Source organism: Bacillus cereus group sp. MYBK139-1, from assembly GCF_051916915.1.
In the GTDB taxonomy this organism is placed as follows: Bacteria; Bacillota; Bacilli; order Bacillales; family Bacillaceae_G; genus Bacillus_A; species Bacillus_A pacificus.
On the sequence record NZ_JBQAHO010000003.1, the window covers coordinates 542756 to 569289 of the forward strand.

Below are 26534 nucleotides of genomic sequence, written 5' to 3' on the forward strand. Positions count from 1 at the left end.
TATTTAGTAACATGGAAAATAAACAAAAAAAAGCATACCGCCGCTTGACGATATGCACAAAAATGCATAAAAAGCGTACGTTACGATATACGCAACGTACGCTTTTTATAAGACAAAGATGCCCTATATATCCGTACGGGTTGCGTAATGATATGAATGTTTTCTGCCATTTAACAGAGCTAAGCCCATTACATTTACGATTACAATCATTACGCACACCCCCTTCATTTATTTTCCATTTATAATCTTACAACTTTATTGAGTATTCTGTCAATTATTTTTTTACAGACTGAACGAAAATATACGCTACATCATTTTGAAATAAGGGAATGTTCTGTAAGAAAGGGCATACAAAATAAAAAAGAAATAAGAAATCGTTTTCACAAACATTTCATTTGAAAAATGTTATCAAACCCCCTACAATCACCTTATACTCACTCTTACAAGTTGCTATTTTAGGAGGACTAATCATGACAACTAGCAATACGTACAAATTTTATTTAAACGGAGAATGGAGAGAAAGCTCTTCAGGAGAAACAATCGAAATTCCATCTCCATACTTACACGAAGTAATTGGACAAGTACAAGCAATTACTCGCGGAGAAGTAGATGAAGCAATTGCATCTGCAAAAGAAGCTCAAAAATCATGGGCGGAAGCTTCTCTACAAGATCGCGCAAAATACTTATATAAATGGGCTGATGAGCTCGTAAATATGCAAGATGAAATTGCCGATATCATTATGAAAGAAGTCGGTAAAGGATATAAAGATGCTAAGAAAGAAGTTGTTCGTACAGCTGACTTCATTCGTTACACAATCGAAGAAGCTTTACATATGCACGGAGAAAGCATGATGGGCGATAGCTTCCCGGGCGGTACAAAATCTAAACTTGCGATTATCCAACGTGCACCACTTGGTGTTGTATTAGCAATCGCACCGTTTAACTACCCAGTAAACTTATCTGCTGCAAAACTTGCGCCAGCATTAATTATGGGTAACGCTGTTATTTTCAAACCAGCAACTCAAGGTGCAATTAGCGGTATTAAAATGGTGGAAGCACTTCATAAAGCTGGCCTTCCAAAAGGTCTTGTGAATGTAGCGACAGGACGCGGTTCTGTAATTGGTGACTACTTAGTAGAACACGAAGGCATCAATATGGTATCGTTCACAGGTGGTACAAACACAGGTAAACATTTAGCGAAAAAAGCTGCAATGATTCCACTTGTATTAGAACTTGGTGGTAAAGATCCTGGTATCGTTCGTGAAGATGCTGACTTACAAGATGCTGCAAACCATATCGTAAGCGGTGCATTCTCTTACTCTGGTCAACGTTGTACAGCTATTAAGCGTGTACTTGTACACGAAAACGTAGCAGACGAGCTTGTTGGCTTATTACAAGCGCAAGTAGCTAAACTATCAGTTGGATCTCCAGAACAAGATAGCACAATCGTTCCATTAATCGATGACAAGTCTGCTGACTTCGTTCAAGGTTTAGTTGACGACGCTGTAGAAAAGGGTGCAACGATCGTTATCGGTAACAAACGTGAGCGTAACTTAATTTACCCAACATTAATCGACCATGTAACTGAAGAAATGAAAGTTGCTTGGGAAGAGCCATTTGGCCCAATCCTTCCAATCATCCGTGTTTCTTCAGATGAACAAGCAATTGAAATTGCTAACAAATCAGAGTTCGGTCTGCAAGCAAGTGTCTTCACTAAAGACATTAACAAAGCATTTGCAATTGCTAACAAAATCGAAACTGGTTCTGTTCAAATTAACGGACGCACAGAGCGCGGTCCTGACCACTTCCCATTCATCGGTGTAAAAGGTTCAGGTATGGGCGCACAAGGTATTCGTAAGAGCCTTGAGTCTATGACACGTGAAAAAGTAACTGTATTAAACTTAGTTTAATCTTATACAAAGAAGCTGATCTAGTTTTAGATCAGCTTCTTTTCTATATATACTTCCAAAAAACAGAGTATTTCGTTCTACTTCCGATTTGGTTTTCCAAACCGAACTAAAACATGCCATAATAATTTTAATTCCTGAAGCACTTCCTCATAAGTTCCACGATCACTCCAAGATAATGGATTGCGTTTCAAATCCGCTACAGCAGAACCGATTATATTTGCATCGATACAATGATTCCGTGCAATGCGTCTTGCTAAAGATGGCATTTTTGAACCTCTAAAATCCATTGGAACGTCGTCTACCATAAGTACAAAACCTGTGTGCCAATACAAATCAATAGCATACTTCAGGCAAATTTCTTCTAAAGTTCTTCCTACATCCGTACCCTTAAATGAAGGATCTACAACAAGAGCTTCCACGTCTTCTTTAAGAGAAATCTCTCCATGAACTTGCGCTTCAATATAATGATTAAGATTACGGGCTTGCTCTTTGCTTACTAAATCTATAAACGGCCTTTCCAGGTTAGCCAGTAAATGATTAACTAATCTTGTTGGAGTCAAATCCCCTTCACCAATTGCACACTCTCTTACGAATGTCTCTTCCAAAAGAGCAGCTAAAATCATATCAAACTCCTCATAAGTCCCCTTTTCTTTTGGATCTTGATGCGAATCTAAATACGTATATGTAGAGCGATTAGAAACTTTTGGAGATAAGAGAAAATAACAGGATCCAAAACGCGGAGCCGGCCCATCTGGATGTAACATCAAATTTAGCGCCCCATACTTTGGCCGTTGATCATTCGTTACACCTTCAAGTTGATATGCTCCTCCAAATATTCTCTGTTCCCAAAGGTCACGTTCACCGCCAGGATAAGCAGATACGCTTCCATTAGATAGCAATGTTTCAAACTGACTTTTATATATTCCTTGTTCAAACAATGCTTCAGCAACACTTTTCATACTCGAATCGAGTCTGTCTGGATGAAAGTGTAAAGCAATCCTTGCATGAGATTTCAAGTTAGCGACAGCTTCTTCAAATATTTCATCTGTAATATTACACATGTTAAGTATATGATTAATTGTTGCTTTAGCCTCACGTTTTTCGTTCTCTGCATATTTTGAAATATACTCTAAAGCAAATAATTGAGACCTTGATAATTCCATAATCCAATCTCCCCTTTAATTGAACTGCCCTTAAACACTTCAATTAAAAGCTTATTCTTTCCTTCTTATGAAACGAACCTCATTTATTAAAAAAGTAATTTAATACATCCTAATTATACATACGCGCATTTTTCATCGGCAAATGTACACGTTCTACAAAAATTTGATACCCTAACCACCTCTCAGCAATATGTTCAAATGATGAAACAGAGCCTGTTGTAAAAAATCGATGCTCCGGATTCAAATTGTCAGACAGAATTCCTTTGTGCTGCAAAATTGTGCTTAACTCTATCGCTGTTTCTTCCGCAGAACTAATAATCGTTACATCTTCTCCTAGTTCCTTTTTAATATAGGACTCTAAAAGTGGATAATGCGTACATCCGAGAATTAGCGTATCTATATCTTCTTTCGTTAATAGCAGTAAAGCTTGTTTCACTTGCTCGGTTACATATGCTGTATCTTCTAATTGATTTTCTACAACTGTAGCTAAAGTCGGGCACGCATGACTATGCACTTTCAAATATGTATCAAGCTCATGCAATGCTTTTTCGTACATATTAGATTTTATCGTACCTACAGTTCCAATTACTCCAATTTCCCCTTTCTTTGTCACTTTAATTGCCGCTCTTGCTCCTGGATGTATAACGCCAATAACCGGAATAGAAAGTGCTTCTTGCAGCGCGGTCAATGCAGCCGCTGCAGCAGTATTACATGCTACAACTAGAGCTTTTAATGGAAACTGTTTGAGGAACTCAACCATTTCAAATACGAAAGATTGTACCTCTTCTACACTTCTTGGCCCATACGGACAACGCTCATTATCACCAATATAATAAATGCTCTCTTTAGGCAATTGTCTTATAATTTCGCTCGCAACTGTTAATCCCCCAACTCCCGAATCTAACACACCTATTGCTGAATGTTTATGACATACAGACATATACTTCATCCCCTTTTCAATCATCTAGCGCTAATAACATTTATTATATTATGAAAATTCAATATTACATAATAATCCCTCTTACTTTTAATCACAAACTCTTCTCTATAATCTGATTATTACTATATCCATTGACGTATAAAAATTCATTTGTTACTCTTAAATACGTTAAATTAATATTTAAATCCTCATTCGTATCTCGGTGAGGTAGAGGTTGCAGTCATTAAGAGTATCATTTCAGGAGATGTAGTGGCATTGATGAACGAATGAGAAAGGAATGATTGCCGAAGTAAGCCCGTGTCCACCATGCACGCTTGCTGGGTCTGCTATTTAATAAGTGCAGAACTGTCACAAACGTTTCGTTTGTGGAGAGCTATCGAGAGGTATGTCGTGGGTTTCTTATAAGATAGAAAGCATGTAGCGGCAAATTACGTGCTTTTTTTGTTTTGTTTGGGACTTCTCTTCCTGACTCAGGAAGACATACATATCTCCTCGCTTGACTTGGTTATACTAACTTTGGAGGTATTTTCTATGCAACAAAAAAAATGGGGCTTTTGGGTACTAACAGCTTTCGTTGTCGGTAACATGGTTGGTGCTGGTATTTTCATGGTGCCAAGTACGTTGGCACAAACAGCAAGCCCTCTCGGTGTCACTTTAGCTTGGTTAACAACAGGGTTTGGTGTTTTAATGCTAGCTCTTGTTTTCGGTAATTTAGCAATTCGTCGTCCTGATTTAACGACAGGACCACAAAGTCATGCATATGCTTTATTCTCAACACCAAAAAAGAAAAAAATGGCTGGTTTCAGTATGGTATGGGGATATTGGGTTGCAAACTGGGCAAGTAACGTTGCCATCATTACATCATTTGCGGGATATTTATCGCTCTTCTTCCCAATTATGAAAGATACACGACTACTATTTTCAATCGGTTCTTTTAATGTAGAAGTCGGAAAACTAATTACATTTACGATTTGTTCCATCTTACTTTGGGGAACTCATATTATATTAACAAACGGTGTAAGCGGAGCTGGAAAGTTAAACTTCTTAGCAACAACAACGAAAGTAACTGGATTCCTATTATTCATCGTCGTTACGTTATTTGCATTCGAAGCTTCTAAGTTTGGACAATGGTACACACCGATGATCGATAAATCAGGTGTATCACACGGCCTTCTTTCACAAGTAAACTTAGCTGCTCTTACGACGCTTTGGGCATTTATAGGAATTGAATCAGCGGTTCTTTTATCAAACCGTGCTGTTTCTCCAAAAACGGTAAAACGCGCAACAGTTGCTGGATTACTTATTACAGTTGCGATTTACTTAGGAATTACAATTTTAACAATGGGTGTACTTCACATTGATAAATTACAAACTTCTGAACGTCCTTTAGCAGACGCACTAAATGCTGCAATGGGTCATGGCGGCGGGAAACTGATGGCATTACTTGCTCTTACTTCCCTGTTCGGTTCTATCTTAGGCTGGATTTTATTAAGCTCAGAAGTACCATATCAAGCAGCAAAAGAAGGCTTCTTCCCTTCCTTCTTCACAAAAACAAATAAAAAAGGAAGTCCAATTTACTCATTACGATTAACAAATATTATGTCGCAAGTGTTCTTATTCTCAACATTATCAGGAACCATTGCGGAAGCTTATACATTCGTTATTACCGTATCAACACTGGCCTACCTCATTCCATATCTCGTTTCACCAATCTTCCAGTTAAAACTAGTCGCAACTGGTGAAACGTATAAAAATGAAATGCGGGCAAGAATTACAGATGGTATAGTCGCAGTGATTGCACTTTGCTACGCACTATGGGTTATTAAAACAGGAGCAGCCGATATAAAAACATTCCTTCTCGGAATTGGTTTATTCGTAATCGGCTTTGCCTTCTATCCATTAATGAATCGTGATCAGAAAAAAAATAACGAAAAGAAAAACGGGCAAGTTGCATAACGCAATTTGCTCGTTTTTTCTTTTGTAAAACATATATAATAGAACAAAGAGGTGAAAAACATGTCAATTGAATCACTATGGAGCAGCCGCTTCCAACAACATATGCAAAATATCATTACATACTTTGCACGTATGATTAACGGTTTACTATATAGCTTTATCTTTATTTCATGTGTTGGTGCATACTACTATGCTCAGTTTCTAAAAGCATCTCCTTCTAAAGGAATATCTTTACTACTCATCACGATTGTACTTACATTCATTATAACGAGATGCCCGATCCGTACATTTATTCAAAAACCTGATGCTGTCTATTTGCTTGCCTTAGAAGAGAAATTAACATCTTATTTCAAAAAATCTCTTCTATACAATTATATCATTCAGCTTTTCCCATTATTATTTACGTTCCTTATTCTCGTTCCACTTGCGCTGCAATCATTGCAAGTAACTGTACCTTTCTTATGTACAATCTTTATCGTTTTAATGATTGCGAAAGCTTGGAATATGTACATACATTGGATGTGGCGTGATAGTCATGAAAAAAGCATCTGGCTTATCATTCGTATTACTTGTAACGCACTCATTATTTACATGCTGTTTTACTCAGCAAACATTCTCATATTAGGGGGATTACTTTTACTGCTTGCTTTCCTGCTTCTATATACGAAAAAGCAGCCTACAAAACGAGTACCGTGGGATTACATAATCGTGCAAGAAGAAAAAATGAACGTTCGTTTTTATCAATTTGCTAGCATATTCACCGATGTTCCGCAACTAAATAAGCAAGTAAATAAAAGAAAATGGCTTACAACTTGGATTGAACCTTTATTACATAAAAAACGAGCAACTTTCTTCTATTTACATACACTAGCTTTTTTACGCGGGAATGATTATTTTGGTATATATATTCGTTTAGGGCTAATTGGTGCCTTCGCCTTATATTTTATACCAAACATATACGCAAAAGGCGCTATCGCATATATCGTTCTATATATGATCTCTATGCAGCTCCGTTCCCTATGGAAATATTTTTCGGGAAATATTATTGTAGCATTATATCCAATTGATACTGAGAAACGAATGAATCAATTTCTTCACTTAATCTTTATATTGCTAAGCATTCAACTCATTGTATTTTCAATTGTTATACTCATTGCTACAGGTCAATTTTTACATAGCCTTATCATTATGATTATCGGGTTACTTTGGATCAAATTTATTATTGTACCAAAAACGAAGCAACGCGTTTCCTCGTTTTAACGAAAAGAATTATCTTAAAAGCTAAGGAGAGAATAAATTCTCTCCTTAGCTTTTTTATTTTTCCTTCTCAAACAAGAATCACCGGCACAATCGATATTTTTATGATTTTTACATAAAAAAATGATAATACATGTTTACGTCCTAATAAAAAGGGTATGTACTAAATTAACAAGGGAAACGAACTGGGGGGATTAGAAATTTAAAAGGAAATAGACAATACGACGAATTGCTCAAAGACGATTCTGGAACCGACAATATAATGTAAGGAGCGAATGAGAATGAGTAAAAAAATTGCTACTTTAATAACAGATTATTTCGAGGACACAGAATATACAGAGCCAGCAGAAGCTTTTAAACAAAAGGGATATGAATTAACAACTATTGAAACTGAAAAAGGGAAAACGGTACACGGTAAACAAGGAAAAACTGAAGTCGTAATTGATAAAGGTATCGATGATGTTTCTCCAGAGAACTTTGATGCCCTCTTCATACCAGGCGGATTTTCCCCAGATATACTTCGTGCAGATGAACGGTTTGTTCGCTTTAGCAAAGCATTTATGGATACGAAAAAACCTGTTTTTGCTATATGTCATGGACCTCAGCTACTTATCACTGCACAAACACTTGAAGGACGTGATGTAACTGGATATACATCTATTGAAGTCGATTTGAAAAATGCTGGCGGAAACTTTCACGACAAAGAAGTAGTCGTATGCCAAAATCAGCTAGTAACAAGTAGACAACCGGAGGATATCCCAGCGTTTATTGAAGAATCGTTGCGTATATTAGGATAGCTACTTTGGTTAACTAACCTCCTTTTATTTACATGAAAATAATTAATCAGCCCTCACCAACTGGTCGTTTACAGGAAATCCGACCTCCACAAATAGCGGGATACATAAAAAGAAGGGAATCCAAAAGTTCAGTTTTAATAATCTTTTGGATACCTCCTTTTTTCGTCCCAAAATTTCTAATCACTTTTCATAGGCAGTTCTCATATAGTGAAAATGACTATATCATTCCTATCCATAAGTTAAATCATGCTTTTACACATATATAAATACAAAAGATGGGAGCCTTATTTATGAATAACAATCCACCTTCAACGCCCCCAAATCCAACGGAAACGAATACTAATGAAGTAACCTTACAAACGTTACGTGTCATCGGACTTATTGTACTGATTAGTGGCTACATATTAGTCACTCTTTCTGAAGTAGGAACGTTAAAAAATCTTTTACTACAACCGAGCACCACTCCAAATTTAGCTGAAGTTGATCCGTTTTAAAAGCCATATGAAAAGCGATTTCTAGCATCGCTTTTCATATCGTTTTATCCAATTTGAGAAACCTCCCCCTCATACTTCTCTTTCCCTATCGCTTTCATAAATAATAAAATACTGCTCATACCAACGATAAAGTACAGAGCACTCATGCCCCAAGATGCAAGAAATGAACCTAGCATAACACCTAATGCCCCGTTCATTTTTGCCATTTGAAAGACCATTCCGTTAATCGCCATATATGAACCTCTCGCCTCATTTGGCACCATATCTGCCATAATAGATTGACGCACTGGCACATACATCATCTCGCCTACCGTTTGGAAAAGTCCTGCAATTAATAAAATCCATAAACTATTGCTCGTTCCGAGTATTGTAAATCCAATTGTATAAATGAATAAACCTACATATAAGATTTTCAAATCGTTGAAGCTTTTCAACATTTTAATAAGAAGCGCCGAACATAACACAACTAAAATTGTATTCTCTGCTGAAATCCAGCTCATCATTCGAATACCTGTTAAATCAAACGTAACACCATTCCCAAAGAAAAAGTGCACCGTATCAAATTCCTGCTGCAAACGTACCCCTAAATAATTATTAACTTGAAACTCTAACGATAACGTACATATACTTGCTGCACAAAAAATTAAAAACGCTCTATCTTTCATTACGACTTTATAACTATCTGCCATATCTTTTAATACATTTTTCTTTTCTACTGTTTTTCTAGCTACATACACCTCTTCCATATATACAGCCATCACATATAAAGTAATAATTGCAACTACTGTTAATACGATAAACAATTGTAATCTATAGTTTTCAAATAATAGCCCTCCAAATATCGCTCCAATCGCAATGGATAAATTAATTGCCCAGTAGTTAATACTGTACATCACTTTTCGATTCTCAGGTGTACTCACATCAATTAACATCGCCTCTGTCGCAGGATTCATAAGTCCAGATCCTAAACTATTCACTAGCATAAAGATAAATGTTAACCAAGGTGAATCTACATAATCCGAATTCGCAACTCCCATACAAGCAATGGAAATGACTTGTATACTTTGACCGATAATCATCACCTTTTTACGACCAAGCCGGTCTCCAACATATCCACCGTATAAACCAATTACTAACGAAGCTATGACATTAATAAGTAGTAACGCACCAGCAATCGCACTACCTAACTTTATTGAAAAATAAATCGCCATAAATGGAAAAATCATCGTGGACACAGTACGTGTTAAAAACGAAGTTATAATTCTAATCTTTATATTTCGATGCATACTCCAAAATCCCATTGTTTCCCCCTCCTTATGCTTATTTATTTTACTTTGAAAAAAAGGAAGAAAAAGGTTAGAATATTCTAAAGAGTTTCCCCTTTTATGATAGAAGGAAGTGTATATATGAAAATTATGGACTATTACATTAGACTAAGACTACATGCACAAGATCAACAGCATATGCGAAATAGCTTACAAGAATTAGCGGATGCTTTATATTGCAGTACGAAAAACGTAAAGATTTTATTAAAGAAAATGAGCGAGGAGCAATTAATTAGCTGGACTCCAGGGCGAGGCCGCGGGAATAAAACGGAAATTCTATTTATACATAATTTCGTAGAAGCGATTGAGTCCTATACAGATGAACTGTTAGCGCAAGAAAAATTAAAAGATATCTTTCTTCTTTTAAAAGAACCCCTACCCCTTGCACTTCAAAAAAAGATAGAAAATAAACTACATCATCATTTTGGATACGAACCTTCAAATGATATGTACGACATATTAAAGATTCCTATATCGAGAAAGATATTCCCCTTAGATCCAGCTTTTGTGGCTGTAACTACAGAAAGCCATCTTACAAGTCAAATTTTTGATACGTTAGTCGTTTATAACGATGTTACGGAAAAAATGGAGCCACACATTGCGCATACGTGGGAATTAAGTGAAGACGGGCTGACGTGGACTTTTTATTTACGAAAGGACATTCATTTTCATAACGAAACAGTTTTAACTTCTAAAGATGTACAATTTTCATTTGAAAGACTAAAAGAAGTTCACTCTCCTTTTGAATGGTTAACAGAAGAAATTGTTCAAATTGAAACGCCATCACCACTGCAAATTCGATTTCATTTAGCAAAACCAAATTTATTTTTCTTACACTATGTAAGTTCCATACAATTAGCAATTTTACCGCGTGATGTGAGTATCCAAAATCATCATTACATAGGTACTGGACCTTTCAAACTTGCTCATTACTCTGAAGATAATATCGTGCTCGAAGCGTTCACTCATTATTTTAAAGAGCGCGCTTTATTAGACCGTATTGAATTTTGGGGTATTCCTGATCATGTACAAATCGATGCTGATTATGAACTACCAAATGAAGAGAAAAATGAAAGACACAATATACAAATAGAAGAAATAGGTTGTATTTATGCTGGCTTCAACTTTACAAAACCTGGTCCTCATCACGACATTTACTTTCGAAAGGCTTGGAGAGAACTATATGACGTTGAAACGATACTTCGTAGCATAGAAGGCAGACGGACAATTGCTGCATCAAGCTTTTTCCCTGAAAGAAGCCGCAAAAGTCCTACAAGGTCCTACTCTTTAAAAAAAGCGAAAGAGTATTTAAAGAAGAGCACCTATAATGGAGAAACGATACACATTTATTTCTTCGCATTTAAAGATAGTGCAAATGATGCATATTTCCTAAAAGAACGATGTGAAAGTTTAGGTATACAAGTAGAGCTTCACCCCTTTCTCGTTTCAGATTATATGAACCGTTCTATCGATCAACATGCCGATATTATTTTCATGGGAGAAGTATTTGCTGCCGATCATGAACTTGCATTCTTAAATGTATTTAAAAATAAAAGTTGCTTCGTAAATCGGTTCATGGACCCGCACTATGAAAAACAAATTAACTGCTTACTTGATACCTTTTTATTAGAAGAAAATAAAGAGAAGCGCTATGAGCTCATGTATGAGATCGAAGAATTTTTACAAACAGAACAAATCATTTTATTTAATTATCACGTTTTAAAAAGAAAAACATATCCTTCTGCTTTAAAAAATGTAACAATTGATTCATTCGGCTGGGCAAATTTTGCGAAGTTATGGATACAGCCATCTACGTATTAAAGTATGAGTTTTTATAAAAGGAGAAGGTACTACATCCTTAGTAGTACCTTCTTCACATACAAGTATAAACTATTATTTAATTACTCCATCTAAATGATCTTTCAAGTTCAATAAATACTGCTCAATATCCGGATTCTTCACCACATCATAACAAGCAAAGCTCTTTAACGGGCTCATACCAAGAAACTTCTGCACGCGGTGTAAATGACTAAGCGTTGATTCTAGACTTTCCCCTTCAAAGAACTTCGTCTTATCTCCAAAAGAATTTTCAGGTGCATTCCAAGTTGTAGAGAACATATACTCTTTCTCTGTTAATAAACCACCTGTTCCATATTCATCTGCACCTTTAAAGAACAAACCGTATTCATACACTTCATCCATATACGTTTTAAATAAGCCCGGTACACTAAACCAATAAATTGGCGTTTGATAAATCACCACATCAGCCCATAAAAACTTCTCTTGTTCTTCTTTAATACTATAGCCATCTTGAATCGTTGTTGTTTTCACATGATGCTTCTCACTTAATACCGTTACCATATAATCAACTAACGTTTTATTTAATCGTCCTTCTTTCGTACCGTATTTTTCATGTCCATTTATAATAAATATATTTTTCATCACTTTTCTCTCCCCTATATAATTTACTCCTCAGCTATTAACCCAAGTTGTTGTTTCAGCGTAAGATTATCTTCTAAATGCCAGTCTTCTGTAATCTTTCCGTCTTTTACATGTAAAATATCAATTGCAAAAAAATCGATTTTTTTATCGTTATGCGTTCCTGTAAAAGAAAGACGAGCTGTTACTTTATCACCAACGACTAATAAATCTTCAATTTCGCAATGTATATTAGGAACGATTTTACGAAAATTTTGCGCCGCAAATTTTAATCCTTCCGTGCCTTGTGGTCGCCCTTTCGGCAATGTATGATCGAAAAAATTTTCAGTAACAGTCTGCGGAATAAGCTCCTCTTTACCTGTATCCCAAAATGCATAAAAACGCTGCGCTGCATGAACCATTTCGGTCGCCTCCTTTTGACTTAATGAGGGATCAATTGTCATCGCTTTTGGCTTTGGCATTTCTTTTAATAACTGGACTTCCGTTTTTTCTTCCACGCCGCATGCTACAAGTACAATACAAACAACAAACAAACTAAGGAATCTAAACAACTTTTTTATCCCCATGAAAATCACCTCCTCCTCATCTAAACCCTTTGTATTTCGTATTGCTATTGTATATGCACTAACTTCCTTTATGGAAGTAGTGATATTTTTTTCATATAGTTACCAAAAGTATAGTTATGTGATACTATAAAGAAAATTCAGCCAAAAAAATTTTATGGAGGCTAGTTCCATGAACAATATAGATTCAGTTGAATTAACGAAAGGTTTACCTGGCATACCTTGTCCTATCGCTAAAACGCTTGATGTAATTCGTACGAAATGGACATTTTTAATCATTCGTGATCTTCTTATCGAAGGAACATTACGCTTTAGTGATTTACAAAAATCAATGGATGGTATTAGTCCAAAAACATTATCGCTTCGACTAAAAGAATTAGAGTCTCAAGGCATTATAACGAGAAAAGTATATCCAGAAGTTCCGCCTCGTGTAGAGTACACATTAACGGATAAAGGAAAGCAATTAGAGGGGATATTTATTGAATTAAAACGGTTTGGATTAAGCTTATAAAACAAAAACCCCTTACCGTCGTAAGGGGTTTTATTACTTCGCAAAACTTTCAGCCAACTGTTTCTCTCTCCACATAAATGTAATAGCAAGACCAACTATTAAAACAACTCCTGAAAAGGCATATGGATAATGAATATTCATATCAAATAATATTCCGCCCATCGCTGGTCCTGCGATATTTCCTAAGCTCGTATAAGTCGAATTCATACCAGCAACGAACCCTTGCTCTTTTCCAGCTGCTTTTGATAAAAACGTCGTTAAAGCTGGACGAAGTAAATCAAATGCAAGGAAAATGAAGCACGTAACGAGAAGTACAATCCAATAATTAAAGACTACAGTTGAAACGAACGCTAATACTGCACCTACAATTAAACATATTTGAATTAACACTTTTTCACCGAATATATCAACCAATTTACCAAACATAAATACTTGCACAACTACCCCAAAGATTGAACTAATTGTAATAATTGCTGCAATATCTTTCGGTGTAAATCCAAACTTATGATCAGAAAACAGACTAAACACAGTTTCATACGCTGATAAACCAAACGCAAGTACAAATACGATAATAAATGCGATTGCATACATTGGATGTAATGATTTCTTTAAATCACCAATAAAGCTTGATTCTTTCGTATTAGAAGAAATCTCTGCAAGCTCCTCTTTCGTTAACGGTTCTTTTAAAATAAAGATCGAAATTACACATGCTATAAAAGCAATTGCTGCTGCAACGAAAAACGGCACACGTATACCGTATTCTGCAATAAATCCGCCGATTCCAGGACCTATAATAAAGCCGGTACTAATAGCAGCAGATAAATATCCCATCGCCTTTGGACGTTCCTGCATAGATGTAATATCCGCAACATATGCAGTAACACCAGGCATAATAAACGCAGCACTAATTCCGCCTAACACCCTCGCTGCATATAGCATCCATACATCTGTTCCTAATCCAAAAAGAAGCTCTGAAACACCAAAAATAAATAATCCAATGATGATCATTTTCTTCCTACCGTAAAGATCGACCCATCGGCCTGTAATAGGTGAAGCAATAAGCTGAGCCATTGCAAACACTGCAACGAGATATCCCATCGTCTTACCTGTTAAACCCATATCATTCATAAAGGACGGCATAACCGGAATGATTAATCCAATCCCTAAAAAAGCGATAAATATATTACTCAAAAGAATGACCAATACCATCTTTTGTTCTTTTATCGGTTTCTTCACTTTCAACACCTCTTCCCGTAAGCTCCCCTCAAAAAAATAATGCCCAAGAAGCTTTTTCTTTATCCTGCTATTTGTGGGCTAATCATGAGTAGAGATGCCCCTACTCGTTAGAATTTCACTGTATCCTTCCACACATACATACGCATTAGGTGAATGACTATCATTCAGTTTTCCTCAAAAATGAACCTACCTTCTCAGACAGGTTCATCTCACTATTTCTTTATATGTAATGCATGTGTTAAAAAATCTAGTACTTCTGCCTTTTGTAGCTCAACTTGCTCATCATCTTTATGATCATATAAATATACTTGTTCTGCTGCTGATTCAACTAGAGCGATAAATAACTTCGCTGTTCGCTCTGCGTGAACCGAATCACGAATTTCACCAGCTTCTTTCGCCCCACTTAAAAATTCACTTAGCCACATATAAAGAGGCTCATACACAGCTTCCCATTCTTTTATATGTTCCGTAGATGCAAGACCTGCATACATTAAAGCTTGTATTTCACGATATTCCGCTATGAAGTGAAACACCGCATCTATTACTTGCGTAACTTTATTTGAAAAAGGCGCATCATTTTGCACTTTTTCTTTCACTGCAAGGATCATCTTCTCAACCATCACTTCTGCTATTGCAGGCATAACAGATAACTTAGAAGGAAAATATAAATAGAAAGTTCCTTGTGCAATGCCAGCCAATTTCACGATATCAGAAATCTTCGTTTTTTCAACGCCCTTTTCCTGAAACACTTCAATAGCTGCATAGACAATTTTCTCTTTTTTATTCATCATCTAAACCCTTTCACACGCGTATTGAATGACTGTCACTCATTTTATAAGATAATCGATTGTACTGTCAATGATAGTGAACTTTGCGAGGAAATCATTTTTTTCATAATAAAATCTCCTAACCAAAAATTAGGAGATAAAAACACCAAATACCTTTAAGAAAGAGCCTTTAACCCTGTCACTCCACATACAATAAGAGCTACACTAATGATACGTGCTTTACTTTTCGACTCACCAAACAAGAACATGTTTAATAAAACGGCACCTGCTGTTCCGATACCAATCCAAACTGCATACGCGACACTTACTTGTAAAAATAAGAAAGATGTATACAAGAATGCGAAGGATGTAGCAAACCCACCTATATAAAGTGCACCATTTGCTAACGTTTTATCTTTACTATACATTTTTAGACCGATCACACCGACTATTTCACTAATTGCAGCACAAAATACGAAAAACCAACCCATCCTTAAGCAGCTCCTTCCATAGTTTCTTCTTTATTATCAGCTAGTTTTAAACCGATAACGCCGGCTACAACCATCACGATAAAGAATAATTTCCCTACACTAAAACTTCCGCCGAAAAGGAATACATCCATTAAGAAAGTACCTACCGTACCAGCTCCGGCAAAAATGGCATATACAGTCCCTGTTGCAAGATGTTCACACGCTTTAGAAAGGAAGTGAAAATCAACAGCGATAACGCCTAAAATAATAATCCAATGCCACCAAGTATCGGCCGTATTAAAACCAAACACCCAAAAAATTTCAAAGATGCATGTTAATATGACATATAACCAAGCTCTATTCTTCATACCTCTCACCTCTTATGACTGACTATCAGTCATTTTTGTTTTAAAAAAATATACTCCTTCATCACTACTATTATATAAACAACTATCATCCTCATTTACCATTTATATTTGTTCCGTTTCCAAACTAACTACACGCTTTCACAGGAAATGACTGAATGTCATTCATATATATTGTACATGAATATTTTAAAAACTGTCAATGCCGAAAGTTTATTTAAAATTTCTTTCATCAGATTTGTATATTTCCTAATAATCTGTCAATACTGCTAGTAACATAATATTTTCTCCACTCCCCCTTGGAGAGATCCCTTGAATAGAGCAGTTAGCTTTTGCTAGCTGCTCTTTTTTATTTGCCAACACACTATGAGATCAAATCCATGTTTATCCTATAACTAAGGAGCGGATTTTGTTTTCTATTTATTTTCCAAAGAGGCCTTGTATGCAATAATTTTATTCTCAAGCATCTTCTCTGTAATTACTAAGTTTTCTCTTTGATCTTGAATAGATTTCCTATGATCTTCTAGGAGCTGTAAACGGGCTTCAGTTGTATGCTCTCCTTCTAAATATAACCTGGCGTATTCCCTTATTTTCGCTATTGGCATTTGCGTTTGTTTTAATTTCATTACAAACTGCAACCATGTTATATGTGATTCATCATACACTCTATTTCCATTTGTATTACGATTTGCAATTAATATATTTTCCTTTTCATAATAACGTAATGTATGAGTGCTTACTCCTATTAATTTAGCCACCTCGCTAATTGTGTACATACTCTAACTCCCTCCACATACTTACCCTCATATATTTTACGACCTTATCAAATTTATAAAAAAACATTTGACTTAGAGTATACTCTAACAAATAAAATCTAACTATAATAAATTCATTTGAACTTAGGGGGATTTTATATGAAATACACTGTTATTACTGGTGCAAGTTCTGGAATCGGTTATGAAGCAGCTTTAGCCTTTGCATCTCGCGGAAAGAACTTAATACTTGTAGCTAGAAGACAAGAAGAATTAGACAGATTAAAATTAAAAATTAACGAAATGAATCCAGAATTGGATGTTGTCATTCGAAGAACGGATTTGTCCATCACAGAAAATGTTTATAAGCTTTATGAAAGCCTACAAACTTTTCAAATTGAAACGTGGATTAACAACGCAGGTTTTGGTAATTTCGCTTCAATTGCCAAACAAAATTTAAATAAAATAGAGAAGATGTTGCATGTCAATATAGAAGCACTAACGATACTTTCTTCTCTTTTCGTTCGAGATTATTCCATGGTTGATGGAACACAGCTTATTAACGTTTCATCGGGCGGTGGATACACGATTGTTGCTAACGCTGTTACGTACTGTGCTACGAAATTCTACGTAAGTGCATTTACAGAAGGGTTGTCTCACGAATTGAGGGAACAAGGCGCAAAACTGCAAGCAAAAGTTTTAGCTCCAGCTGCAACTGAAACAGAATTTGCAAAGCGTTCATTTGATATTGATGAATTCCAATACGATAATGTTGTACCGAAATTCCACACTGCAAAACAAATGGCACAATTTATGCTCGATCTTTACGATAGCGATAAAGTTGTAGGGCTTGTCGATGGTTCTACTTATAACTATGAACTTAAAAACCCCATTTTTAAGTTTGCAGTAAGAAAAACGAATTCAAGTTCTTAATTTCCCCTAAAACACAGATGCCCACTATTACGTAAATAATAGTGGGATTTTTTCTGTCTGAAAAATTCACCCAACATACCGAATCATCGCCACCTCATCACAATAATCAACCTTTGGACAATGCCTACAATCAATCCATACTTTCTCTGGCAAAGCATCTCTATTCACAAAATCAAACCCGCACTTTTGAAAAAATTCCGTTTCATATGTTAAAGAAATAACTCTACTCACTTTTATTTTCGCTGCCTCATTTATTACATGGTTTACTAACATACGTCCAATCCCTTTTCCTGCATATGTATGCGAAACGACTAACGATCGTACTTCTGCAAGGTCCTCTCCTAATACATGTAAACCAGCAACTCCGATGATTTCCCCCTCTTCTTTCATAACATATAAACATTGTAAATATTGATAGAGAGATAAAAGAGAACGCGGTAAAACCACTCCCTCTTTTGCGTAAATCTCAATGAGATTATAAATTTCTTTCACATCACTCGTAACCGCATTACAGATTTTCATATTCTATCCCCTTGTCCCCGATATTAATATTTATAACTTAAAGTGAATTTTAATACATAATTTTATATAATAATACATCTCTCTTTTCGTCTCGTCAATCACTTTATACAAACAAAAAACCAAGCGATCTAATCGATGCTCGGTCCCTCATTTCGTATCGGTAATACGGTCGAATATTTAATTTCACGAAGTGCTAAACTCGTCTGTATCTTTGTAATACCAAGCTTATTTAGCTTTCTAATAAACTTCTCTAATTCTTTACGATCACGATTTGCAACCTTTAATAAATAATCATACTCTCCTGTTAAGCAGTGACATTCTAACACTTCAGGCATCGCTTCTAATTCTTTTTCCAGCACTTCAAGTTTATCCGATTGATGAATATTCGTACTCATAAAAATGAAGCATAACAAATCAAAACCAAGCTTTTCTTGGTTTAAAATAGCTACTTGCTTATCAATGAATCCTTCTCCATCTAACCTTTTAATTCTTGCATGCATTGCAGCTGGTGATAAATTAACGCGTCGTGCAAGCTCTGCATTACTTACTTGTGACTCCTTCTGCAATATATCTAAAATTTGTACGTCCAAATCATCCAACACTTTAATAACTGACGACTCCATTACAATTCCCCCTTTTTCTTACCGATGATTATTCGAAAAAACACCTTACAACTTATATAAAACTGAACATCATTTCTAAAACACTATTTAAAACAAAATATTTTATCGACTTTTGTTCATTATACAAAAGAATATATTACATACAGAAGAAAAATGCTAAAATTATTTAAAATTCACATTGATTACAACAAAGGGGATTTTAATATGCCTTATTTTTATGTCTTTTTACTATTACTAACGAGCTTATTATGGGGAGGAAACTTTGTCGTTGGAAAATCACTCGTTGATCACGCATCTCCAATGACACTTACAAGTTTAAGATGGATGATTGCGATTGTTTGTTTATTACCGATGGTATGGTTTAAAGAAAAGAAAATCATTCCACCACGCGCGGCGATACTTCCGTTAATACTCATGGGGATTTCAGGGGTCGCTCTTTTTAACATCTTTCAATTTTTAGCATTAGAAAAAACATCCGCAACAAATGTAGGGCTTATTTCTACATTAAACGCAATTTCAATCGCATTATTTTCTGTCTTATTTCTAAAAGAAAAAGTAAATACACTTCAAATTTTATCTATGATTCTTTCATTCTTCGGGGTGATCCTCGTCCTATTAAAAGGTAACCTTGCACTTTTATTTTCACTACATTTTAATAGTGGTGACTTATGGATGATTGCGGCTGTTTGCATTTGGGGAATCTATTCTGTTTGTAGTAAATGGGCAACAAAAACAACGACACCACTCATGGCCACATTATACTCTGGTATTTTCGGCGTTATTTTATTACTGCCATTTAACACTGGAAGCTTCACTGTTACAAATATCAACACTTCTTTTATAACATCACTTTTATATACAGGACTCATTTCCACAGTTCTTTGTATGGTATTTTGGAATGTTGGCGTACAAAAATTAGGAGCAACTACATCTGGTATTTTTCTAAACTTTAATCCAATTTTTACCGCTATTTTAGCATTCCTGTTCCTCGGTGAAGAACTAACATGGATACAAATTGTAGGGACAATGATCGTTGTAACAGGATGTTATTTATTTTCTCATTTCAAAACAGTTACTGTTCAGCCAACTGGAGCTTTAATACGAAAACATTCGTAATGAAAAAACATCGTCATCTGAGTTGGCGATGTTTTTATTTATTCTTCATTTCTTTTATATACTGCTTTTCCTCTTCTGGTGATAAACGTTCTGTTGCCTTGCCAGTATCTCCACCTTGAAGGCTCCATAAAAAGTTGTGCTCCTCAACAGTTTGAGAAAAATCTCCTTTTTCCCATCTATTTATAATAGAAAATAACTTCATTTTATATTGAAAACCTTTACTATTTTCAATATCTCTTTTCACATTAGAAATTTCCTTGTTTGTCATTTCTACAAATCCCCATTTTTCAGAGGATTTTACCTTTTGGTGTACCATTTTGTGCATAGTAGAAATAATTTCACCTTCACTAACTTGTGGAGATTCTTCTGCAACTTTCTTCTCTTTTTCGTTTGCCGCTTGCTGGGTTTGAATATTTTTATTTTCTTTTTCCACATATGCAAGCAATTTCTTTCCGCCAACTATAGACGAGAAAATTACTATAATTGTAATGCATATACTTACGATCCATTTAAAAAGCATTAACTCTTCATCGCTTCCCTAACAAGATGACTATCTACATACTGCTTAAACTTCACAATTTTACCGTTCTCAAGTTGCCATACATGAACAAATTCTGCCTCAAATGATTTTCCCGTGTCTTTATAAACTCCTGAATACATACCTTCAGCAATAATCACATCTTTTCCGCTTACTTCATGGTACATATTTACACTCGCTTTATAATCATTCCATTCTGATCCTAATCGGCTAAATACATTTTCCATTATTGCTTCTACACCGATATAAGTTCCCCCGTACGGGAACCCTTCTGCCTCCGTCCATTCTACTTTTTCAGAGAGAGCTTCTGCTAAATGTTTTGCATTCGAAGAAGCTGATCCTTCATATGTACTTCGAATAATTTCTAAATTTGCTTTAGGCATGTTACTTCCTCCCGTTTTATTTATTTTTTACACACAGTGTAACTACAACTGTTACACTGCGTGTAAAAAAATATTTAAATTGTTGTATTCTTACTCTACGCGTTGTAATCATTATAGTTACAATAATGATTCAAGTCAATAATTTATAAATAAGTTTACTTCGTTTTCATTACTTTCTCTTTTAAGAAACGATCTACATATCCTTCTGCTTTTACAACGAATAAATACGCACCCATTGATAATAATGCAAGATCTAATTCATATCCTGGATTCTTTCCATCTCCTAATAAACCTGCTGCTCCATTTACCTTTACGATAGCTCCAGCTAAAATAAGAGCGAATAGCAATCCTACATATCGTACGCCTAAACCGATAATTAATAATATACCACCAACTAATTCAACTGTTGCTACGCCATATGCAAGACCGCCTGGTAAGCCAATGCTTGTAAACCATCCTGCTACGTTATCGATACCTGATTGAAACTTCGCTAAACCATGTGCAAAGAACGTTACTCCTAACACGATACGAATAATTAAATTCCCAATATATTGATTCATTTTTTTCTCTCCTTTTTGTTTTGTTATGGTGAACTTTTATTTACAAGTCAAAACAATACGGTATTTCATTTCATTCGTCAAATACTTTTTTAAAGAAAACAAAAAACATTATCCCTTTTACGGATAATGTTTTCTTACAAAATAGCGCTAATTCAAGCTTTTATTCTATTACACAAAAAAGTTGAAACATTTTTCCAGCACCAACATACGGCAATAAAGATATATCCTCTTCTACAACCATGCCAACAACGTTCATTTTCTCATCTGCAGGCAAATCATGTATAGCAACTTGCATCTCTCCAGCATATCTACCGTACAATTCATTATCAATTGTAATGCTGCCTTTCTTTCTTGCAATTGTATGCATAGGCTGTAAAATCACTTTATGCTCTTCTCGCGATTCTACTGAGCGAATGACATCACGAGCTGGATCTAATCGATTCGTATGCACTTGCTCTACCATTTTTAATACTTCTTTATCAGTTATAAACGATTTGTACCGCAACGGAATAATCCCTCTACTCGCACTCGCTATCTCTTGTACACTTTCTACACTTCCGCTTATATCCCCAATTAACACTTTATCGACACCACAAGCTTGTACAAGTTCTAAGTACGCTTCAAGCGGGCGCATATTGCGGTGCTTTTCTAACGTTGGTAAGCCTTCATATAACGGGCCTCGTTTCTCCCCATCCCCTGGAATAAATGCCATCGTTTTTATTCCGCACTCATGTAAGTATTCATTTTGTTTTTGTAAGAAGGACTTTGCTAGTCCTGTTTCTGGGCGCGGGTAAAAATTATGCCACGCTTCTACATTCTCTACCCGTATTTTTTCAGTGATTAACTCTTTCCACAATGAATCTGTAATCGTACTCGCATTTAAGGCTACTTTCATTTTATGGGATACGCGCGCGATTTCTTTCGGCGTGATGCCATAGTCCATTCGTAAACCAGTAATGCCCCACTCTACTAACTCTTCCACATTTTCGTATGTCATTTCTAAATGGTGTAACGATTTTGGAGAAACATCGACCATTAACTCCATTTCATTTTCAAGAGCCTGCTTCCCAAGTATTTGAATTAGCTCTTTATATGTACCAGGGTCATCTTCTGGTATATGAAGTGATGTAAAAATAGATGAAAACCCGTTTTCCTTCGCTACTTTTAGCCATTCTTCTTGTTTCTTTACTCGCTCTTTTGAAAGATAAATTGATACTCCTAGCATATGAATCTCCCTTTCCATGAATAGAAAAAGAGAAAGGAATCCCTTTCTCTATATGTTTTCTGCCATTTCTTCTTTAAATCCGAAGAAGTACGTAAAGATGAATCCGAAAGTATATGCCACTACTAATCCAAGGAAATATAGTAAATATTTATTATCAGCAATTAACGGAATTAATGATAATCCTGATACACCAATTCCGAGTGCAGCTGTTTTCATAACTGCTTGGAATGCACCACCGACAGCTGCCCCTAAACAAGCTGTAAGAAACGGTTTTCCAAGTGGTAATGTAACCCCGTATAATAACGGTTCGCCAATTCCTAAAAATCCAACTGGTAATGCACCTTTAATTACGTTACGAAGTCGTTTATTTTTTGTTTTTACATAGATGGCAATCGCTGCTCCTACTTGCCCAGCACCTGCCATTGCTAGTACTGGTAATAAAGGTGTTACATGAGTTTGATTAATAAATTCCATATGAATTGGTGTTAAACCGTGATGTAATCCGACCATAACGAGCGGTAAAAATGTTCCAGCAAGCACTGCTCCCGCAAACGCGCCGCCAATATTTAAAATACCATTAATGCCGCTTGTAATTCCTTCAGATAAGAAACCTGCTACCGGCTGAATGGCTAACATCGTTACGATACTTACGACTAACACAGTAATAAGCGGTGTCACGATAATATCAACTGCATTTGGCACAGCTTTTCGAACTTGTTTTTCCACTACAACCATAAGCCACGCTGCAAAAATAACGGCAAACAATCCACCCCGTCCGGGTACGAGCGCTTCACCGAATAATTTTACAGTCGCCATCGCCGGGTTAAAAATTAAAATACCAGCAATTGCCCCAAGAACCGGTGTCCCGCCAAACTCTTTCGCTGTATTCCAGCCGACTAAAATGCCTAAGAATGTAAAGATACCGCCGCCAATGAGTAGCAACATTTGTAGCCACGTTGCATTCGGATCAGCACCTGCATTTTTCGCAAAGTTAGCGACCCCGTTTATAATACCTGATGCAACAAGACCCGGAATTAATGGAATGAAAATACTTCCTATTTTTCTTAAAAAGTTTTTCACCGGTGTATTATTTTTCTTCTTCATCTCTGACTTCATCTCTTGCCCAAGATCTTCAAGGTGATGATCTGCCACTTCACCAATTCGGAGTCCTGTTAAACCTTCCATCTCAGCTGCTACTTTATTTACTGTTCCCGGACCAACAACAACTTGAAGCGTCTCATCTTCAATAACGCCCATAACCCCTTCAACTTTTTTCAAAAGGTCCATGTTCACTTTACTTTCATCATGAAGCGTTAACCGTAGTCTCGTCATACAATGAGCAATGCCACGAATATTCTTTACTCCCCCAAGTTGCTCTGAAATTTCTCTGGCCATTCTCTCTTCTTTCTTCATAATAGAATCCCCCTCCCTATTATTTTATAGTGCCTTTTTCACAAACCCTTTCGCTTCTTTTAATTTCTGCAGTGCTTCCCCATACTCACACTGCAACAACACCATAACAATCGCAGCTTTCACGTTACGTTCTGCTTTTTCATAATACTCCGCTGCTACTTCATAACTAACACCTGTTGCTTCCACAATAATTCGTTTTGATCGTTCTACTAATTTTTCATTTGTAGATTGCACATCTACCATTAAGTTTTTATATACTTTCCCTACACCAATCATAGATGCTGTTGAAATCATATTGAGTACTAATTTTTGCGCTGTACCAGCCTTCAAACGCGTTGAGCCTGTTAAAATTTCTGCGCCTGTTTCTACTTCCACATTTAGTTTTGCATATTTACTTATTTCAGCATTTTTATTACAGGAGATACTCGCTGTACTCGCTCCTATACGATTCGCGTACTTCAAGCCACCAATAACATAAGGAGTTCGACCACTTGCTGCAATTCCAATCACTGTATCTTTCTCATTTAATCCAATACTTTTTAAATCTTCTTCTGCTAACTCTTCACGGTCTTCTGCACCTTCTACCGCTTTGGTAAACGCTTTCAATCCACCTGCTATAAATCCTTGCACCATTTTATCATCTGTGCCAAATGTCGGCGGACATTCCACTGCGTCCAAAATACCTAAACGGCCACTTGTACCAGCCCCAATGTAAATTAATCGGCCCTCTTCTTCGAAAGATTTAATAACAGTCTGCACAACTTTTTCAATCTGCTCTATTTCATTTTCAACTGCTAACGCAACAGTACGATCTTCTTCATTCATACTTTGCAGAATTTCTTTTATGCTCATCTCATCTAAATTCATCGTCTTTTCATTACGGTGTTCTGTCGATAAATTTTCTAACATATTCCCACCTACTTTGAAATTTAATTTCATAATTTAATTATAACTTTAAGAAATTTAAAATCAATATTACTTTATTATTTTATGAAATTTAATTTCTTTTCATGACGAATTTATGTCCGTCCGTATGCAAAAAAAGATGGGTTTCCCCATCTTCTCATTTTAGCTTCCGTAATCGCAAAGCTTCTTCTCTTGTTTCCATAAATTGATCCAGCACTTTATTACCAATACGATTAAAGGTAATCACATATAGAGCATCTATCATGTTCAATTGCGTCATTCTTGAAGCAATACTTGCAATACGATGATCTTGTTCTACATCTGGCATACAAAGACGAATGTCTGCCTCTTTATATAACGGTGATGATTGATCAAGCTTCGTAATCGCAATAACTGTTGCACCTTGTCTCTTCGCATATTGCGCCATTTCAAGTACATCTTTCGTACGACCAGATGTTGAAATTGCCACAAATATATCGCCTTCTTTTAAATTCGTCACAAGCGGCAACATCATATGAAAATCAGATAGCATCATCGCTGTAAATCCGAGCCTTGTAAATTTATAAGCTCCGTCCATCGCCGGAGTAGCTGATCCGCCTACTCCGTAAAAGATAATTTTATCGGCATTTACAATACGATCTGCAGCTTTTTCAAGTTCTTTTTTATCTATCGCCGTCACGCTCGCCTCAATTGCAGCTTTATTCACATACGTAACTTTATTAAACAAGTCGTACGGTCCATCTTCCGTATTCATCACTGAAAAATCGTTAATATTATAATCAGCAATCGTTAATTCGCGAACGAGCGCGATTTTAAATGCTTTAAAACTTCCGATTCCGATCGACTTACAAAAGCGAACAACACTCGCCTCACTTGCGCCTGCATTCGTTGACACTTCTTTCGTCGTTAAGTTCGGAACAATCTCTGCATTCTCCGTTATGTACATGGCAACCTTCTTTTCAGCTGGTGAAAATTGATCCATATTACTTTCAATTTTAAATAGTAACGTTGAAGCTTTCACTATTTAACCTCCACTTCTTACGGTTGCGTTTACTTATTTTCTCTTGCTTCAAGAAAGTAAAAACCATTATCGCCAGGAGGATGAAACACATTTACAATGCGATTCCCTTTTTGATAAACAGTTCTTTCCCCTTCTGTCCACTTCTTTTCCCAACCTTTCATCCAAATCGCAACATCAGGTAAAAAAGCAGTATATTTCAGCTTCTGGTCGTACTCACCATCTGCTTCTTCCGAGAAAATAGAAACCGGAAAATCTTTCACTTTTGATTCTTTCCATGCAGTAAATGGTATACATACGGCAATAAGTACGATTACACCGATAACCTTCTCCTTCGTAATCTTCACACATT

29 protein-coding genes and 1 riboswitch are annotated in these 26534 nt (G+C 36.0%); of the genes, 9 read left to right on the plus strand and 20 right to left on the minus strand.

What is annotated here, in order from left to right; translation table 11 throughout:
- Window positions 1–470 precede the first annotated feature (470 nt).
- A complete protein-coding gene (gene gapN / locus ACTFRS_RS19815; RefSeq protein WP_440025679.1) occupies window positions 471–1910 on the plus strand; it encodes an NADP-dependent glyceraldehyde-3-phosphate dehydrogenase in 1440 nt (479 codons plus the stop codon).
- Window positions 1911–1987: 77 nt separating this feature from the next.
- Here the strand turns inward: gapN and ACTFRS_RS19820 are convergent, their stop codons facing one another.
- Both ACTFRS_RS19820 and racE read right to left on the minus strand, forming a co-directional pair.
- Window positions 1988–3073 (minus strand): DUF3626 domain-containing protein, encoded by a 1086-nt coding sequence (locus tag ACTFRS_RS19820; RefSeq protein ID WP_439195608.1) that lies wholly within the window; start codon window positions 3071–3073, stop codon window positions 1988–1990.
- A gap of 109 nt (window positions 3074–3182) precedes the next feature.
- Window positions 3183–4013, minus strand: a complete 831-nt coding sequence (gene racE / locus ACTFRS_RS19825) for a glutamate racemase (protein ID WP_439195607.1) — start codon at window positions 4011–4013, stop codon at window positions 3183–3185.
- A 200-nt stretch (window positions 4014–4213) separates the two neighbouring features.
- Window positions 4214–4397: riboswitch (Lysine riboswitch) on the plus strand.
- Window positions 4398–4544: 147 nt separating this feature from the next.
- Between racE and ACTFRS_RS19830 the strand changes: the two genes are divergently transcribed.
- The 4 genes from ACTFRS_RS19830 to ACTFRS_RS19845 all read left to right on the plus strand — a co-directional run bounded on the left by ACTFRS_RS19830 (window position 4545) and on the right by ACTFRS_RS19845 (window position 8517).
- Window positions 4545–5969: an amino acid permease gene (locus ACTFRS_RS19830; protein ID WP_001186313.1), complete on the plus strand. Its 1425-nt coding sequence runs from the start codon at window positions 4545–4547 to the stop codon at window positions 5967–5969.
- A gap of 60 nt (window positions 5970–6029) precedes the next feature.
- A complete protein-coding gene (locus ACTFRS_RS19835; protein WP_242293455.1) occupies window positions 6030–7229 on the plus strand; it encodes an ABC transporter permease in 1200 nt (399 codons plus the stop codon).
- Window positions 7230–7507: 278 nt separating this feature from the next.
- Window positions 7508–8023 carry a type 1 glutamine amidotransferase domain-containing protein gene (locus ACTFRS_RS19840; RefSeq protein WP_139868967.1) on the plus strand — a complete coding sequence of 172 codons (516 nt, stop codon included), beginning with the start codon at window positions 7508–7510 and terminating at the stop codon, window positions 8021–8023.
- Between the two features lie 290 nt (window positions 8024–8313).
- Window positions 8314–8517, plus strand: a complete 204-nt coding sequence (locus tag ACTFRS_RS19845) for a hypothetical protein (RefSeq protein ID WP_001063869.1) — start codon at window positions 8314–8316, stop codon at window positions 8515–8517.
- 44 nt (window positions 8518–8561) lie between these two features.
- On the opposite strand, the gene ACTFRS_RS19850 is transcribed toward ACTFRS_RS19845, so the two are convergent.
- Entirely contained in the window at window positions 8562–9818 is a 1257-nt protein-coding gene (locus ACTFRS_RS19850; protein ID WP_139868968.1) for an MDR family MFS transporter, read from the minus strand.
- Between the two features lie 84 nt (window positions 9819–9902).
- Here ACTFRS_RS19850 and ACTFRS_RS19855 point away from each other — a divergent pair, with 84 nt between their 5' ends.
- Window positions 9903–11663 (plus strand): SgrR family transcriptional regulator, encoded by a 1761-nt coding sequence (locus ACTFRS_RS19855; RefSeq protein ID WP_242293456.1) that lies wholly within the window; start codon window positions 9903–9905, stop codon window positions 11661–11663.
- 72 nt (window positions 11664–11735) lie between these two features.
- Here ACTFRS_RS19855 and ACTFRS_RS19860 read toward each other — a convergent pair whose 3' ends face one another.
- Together ACTFRS_RS19860 and ACTFRS_RS19865 are read right to left on the minus strand one after the other, a co-directional pair.
- On the minus strand, window positions 11736–12284 hold the full coding sequence (locus ACTFRS_RS19860) for an NAD(P)H-dependent oxidoreductase (protein WP_011040036.1): 549 nt from the start codon (window positions 12282–12284) through the stop codon (window positions 11736–11738).
- A gap of 23 nt (window positions 12285–12307) precedes the next feature.
- On the minus strand, window positions 12308–12847 hold the full coding sequence (locus ACTFRS_RS19865) for an ester cyclase (protein WP_000511567.1): 540 nt from the start codon (window positions 12845–12847) through the stop codon (window positions 12308–12310).
- 169 nt (window positions 12848–13016) lie between these two features.
- On the opposite strand from ACTFRS_RS19865, the gene ACTFRS_RS19870 reads away from it, so the two are divergent.
- Window positions 13017–13355: a winged helix-turn-helix transcriptional regulator gene (locus ACTFRS_RS19870; protein WP_001059476.1), complete on the plus strand. Its 339-nt coding sequence runs from the start codon at window positions 13017–13019 to the stop codon at window positions 13353–13355.
- A gap of 33 nt (window positions 13356–13388) precedes the next feature.
- On the opposite strand, the gene ACTFRS_RS19875 is transcribed toward ACTFRS_RS19870, so the two are convergent.
- The 5 genes from ACTFRS_RS19875 to ACTFRS_RS19895 all read right to left on the minus strand — a co-directional run bounded on the left by ACTFRS_RS19875 (window position 13389) and on the right by ACTFRS_RS19895 (window position 16969).
- Window positions 13389–14591 carry an MFS transporter gene (locus ACTFRS_RS19875; protein WP_048554199.1) on the minus strand — a complete coding sequence of 401 codons (1203 nt, stop codon included), beginning with the start codon at window positions 14589–14591 and terminating at the stop codon, window positions 13389–13391.
- 212 nt (window positions 14592–14803) lie between these two features.
- On the minus strand, window positions 14804–15382 hold the full coding sequence (locus ACTFRS_RS19880; protein WP_041184468.1) for a TetR family transcriptional regulator: 579 nt from the start codon (window positions 15380–15382) through the stop codon (window positions 14804–14806).
- A 152-nt stretch (window positions 15383–15534) separates the two neighbouring features.
- Window positions 15535–15849, minus strand: coding sequence for a DMT family transporter (locus ACTFRS_RS19885; RefSeq protein ID WP_000539674.1), 315 nt, complete (start codon window positions 15847–15849; stop codon window positions 15535–15537).
- A gap of 2 nt (window positions 15850–15851) precedes the next feature.
- Entirely contained in the window at window positions 15852–16196 is a 345-nt protein-coding gene (locus ACTFRS_RS19890) for a DMT family transporter (RefSeq protein WP_000796013.1), read from the minus strand.
- A gap of 413 nt (window positions 16197–16609) precedes the next feature.
- Window positions 16610–16969, minus strand: a complete 360-nt coding sequence (locus ACTFRS_RS19895; protein WP_000288057.1) for a MerR family transcriptional regulator — start codon at window positions 16967–16969, stop codon at window positions 16610–16612.
- A gap of 138 nt (window positions 16970–17107) precedes the next feature.
- Here ACTFRS_RS19895 and ACTFRS_RS19900 point away from each other — a divergent pair, with 138 nt between their 5' ends.
- Entirely contained in the window at window positions 17108–17878 is a 771-nt protein-coding gene (locus tag ACTFRS_RS19900; RefSeq protein ID WP_000878069.1) for an SDR family NAD(P)-dependent oxidoreductase, read from the plus strand.
- A 66-nt stretch (window positions 17879–17944) separates the two neighbouring features.
- Here ACTFRS_RS19900 and ACTFRS_RS19905 read toward each other — a convergent pair whose 3' ends face one another.
- On the minus strand, window positions 17945–18400 hold the full coding sequence (locus ACTFRS_RS19905) for an N-acetyltransferase (RefSeq protein WP_029437582.1): 456 nt from the start codon (window positions 18398–18400) through the stop codon (window positions 17945–17947).
- Window positions 18401–18528: 128 nt separating this feature from the next.
- Complete coding sequence (locus ACTFRS_RS19910) at window positions 18529–19023, minus strand: Lrp/AsnC family transcriptional regulator (protein WP_242293458.1); 495 nt, start codon at window positions 19021–19023, stop codon at window positions 18529–18531.
- Between the two features lie 204 nt (window positions 19024–19227).
- On the opposite strand from ACTFRS_RS19910, the gene ACTFRS_RS19915 reads away from it, so the two are divergent.
- The gene (locus ACTFRS_RS19915; RefSeq protein ID WP_001146281.1) at window positions 19228–20139 is read left to right on the plus strand and encodes a DMT family transporter; all 912 of its coding nucleotides are present in this window, start codon (window positions 19228–19230) and stop codon (window positions 20137–20139) included.
- Window positions 20140–20173: 34 nt separating this feature from the next.
- Here the strand turns inward: ACTFRS_RS19915 and ACTFRS_RS19920 are convergent, their stop codons facing one another.
- From ACTFRS_RS19920 to ACTFRS_RS19955, 8 genes are all read right to left on the minus strand, one after another.
- Entirely contained in the window at window positions 20174–20659 is a 486-nt protein-coding gene (locus ACTFRS_RS19920; protein ID WP_000898004.1) for a PRK06770 family protein, read from the minus strand.
- The gene (locus tag ACTFRS_RS19925) at window positions 20659–21060 is read right to left on the minus strand and encodes a nuclear transport factor 2 family protein (protein ID WP_001123573.1); all 402 of its coding nucleotides are present in this window, start codon (window positions 21058–21060) and stop codon (window positions 20659–20661) included. The genes ACTFRS_RS19920 and ACTFRS_RS19925 overlap by 1 nt, the downstream gene beginning before the upstream one ends.
- Before the next feature lie 155 nt (window positions 21061–21215).
- Window positions 21216–21620 carry a DoxX family protein gene (locus ACTFRS_RS19930; RefSeq protein WP_001077751.1) on the minus strand — a complete coding sequence of 135 codons (405 nt, stop codon included), beginning with the start codon at window positions 21618–21620 and terminating at the stop codon, window positions 21216–21218.
- A gap of 160 nt (window positions 21621–21780) precedes the next feature.
- A complete protein-coding gene (locus ACTFRS_RS19935; protein WP_440025670.1) occupies window positions 21781–22845 on the minus strand; it encodes a DUF871 domain-containing protein in 1065 nt (354 codons plus the stop codon).
- Between the two features lie 48 nt (window positions 22846–22893).
- Window positions 22894–24258 carry a PTS transporter subunit EIIC gene (locus tag ACTFRS_RS19940; protein ID WP_431085227.1) on the minus strand — a complete coding sequence of 455 codons (1365 nt, stop codon included), beginning with the start codon at window positions 24256–24258 and terminating at the stop codon, window positions 22894–22896.
- Between the two features lie 24 nt (window positions 24259–24282).
- Window positions 24283–25167 (minus strand): N-acetylmuramic acid 6-phosphate etherase, encoded by an 885-nt coding sequence (gene murQ / locus ACTFRS_RS19945; RefSeq protein ID WP_440025668.1) that lies wholly within the window; start codon window positions 25165–25167, stop codon window positions 24283–24285.
- A gap of 154 nt (window positions 25168–25321) precedes the next feature.
- Window positions 25322–26185 (minus strand): MurR/RpiR family transcriptional regulator, encoded by an 864-nt coding sequence (locus ACTFRS_RS19950; protein ID WP_000648180.1) that lies wholly within the window; start codon window positions 26183–26185, stop codon window positions 25322–25324.
- 29 nt (window positions 26186–26214) lie between these two features.
- The gene (locus ACTFRS_RS19955; protein ID WP_440025666.1) at window positions 26215–26529 is read right to left on the minus strand and encodes an outer surface protein; all 315 of its coding nucleotides are present in this window, start codon (window positions 26527–26529) and stop codon (window positions 26215–26217) included.
- Window positions 26530–26534: the final 5 nt, after the last annotated feature.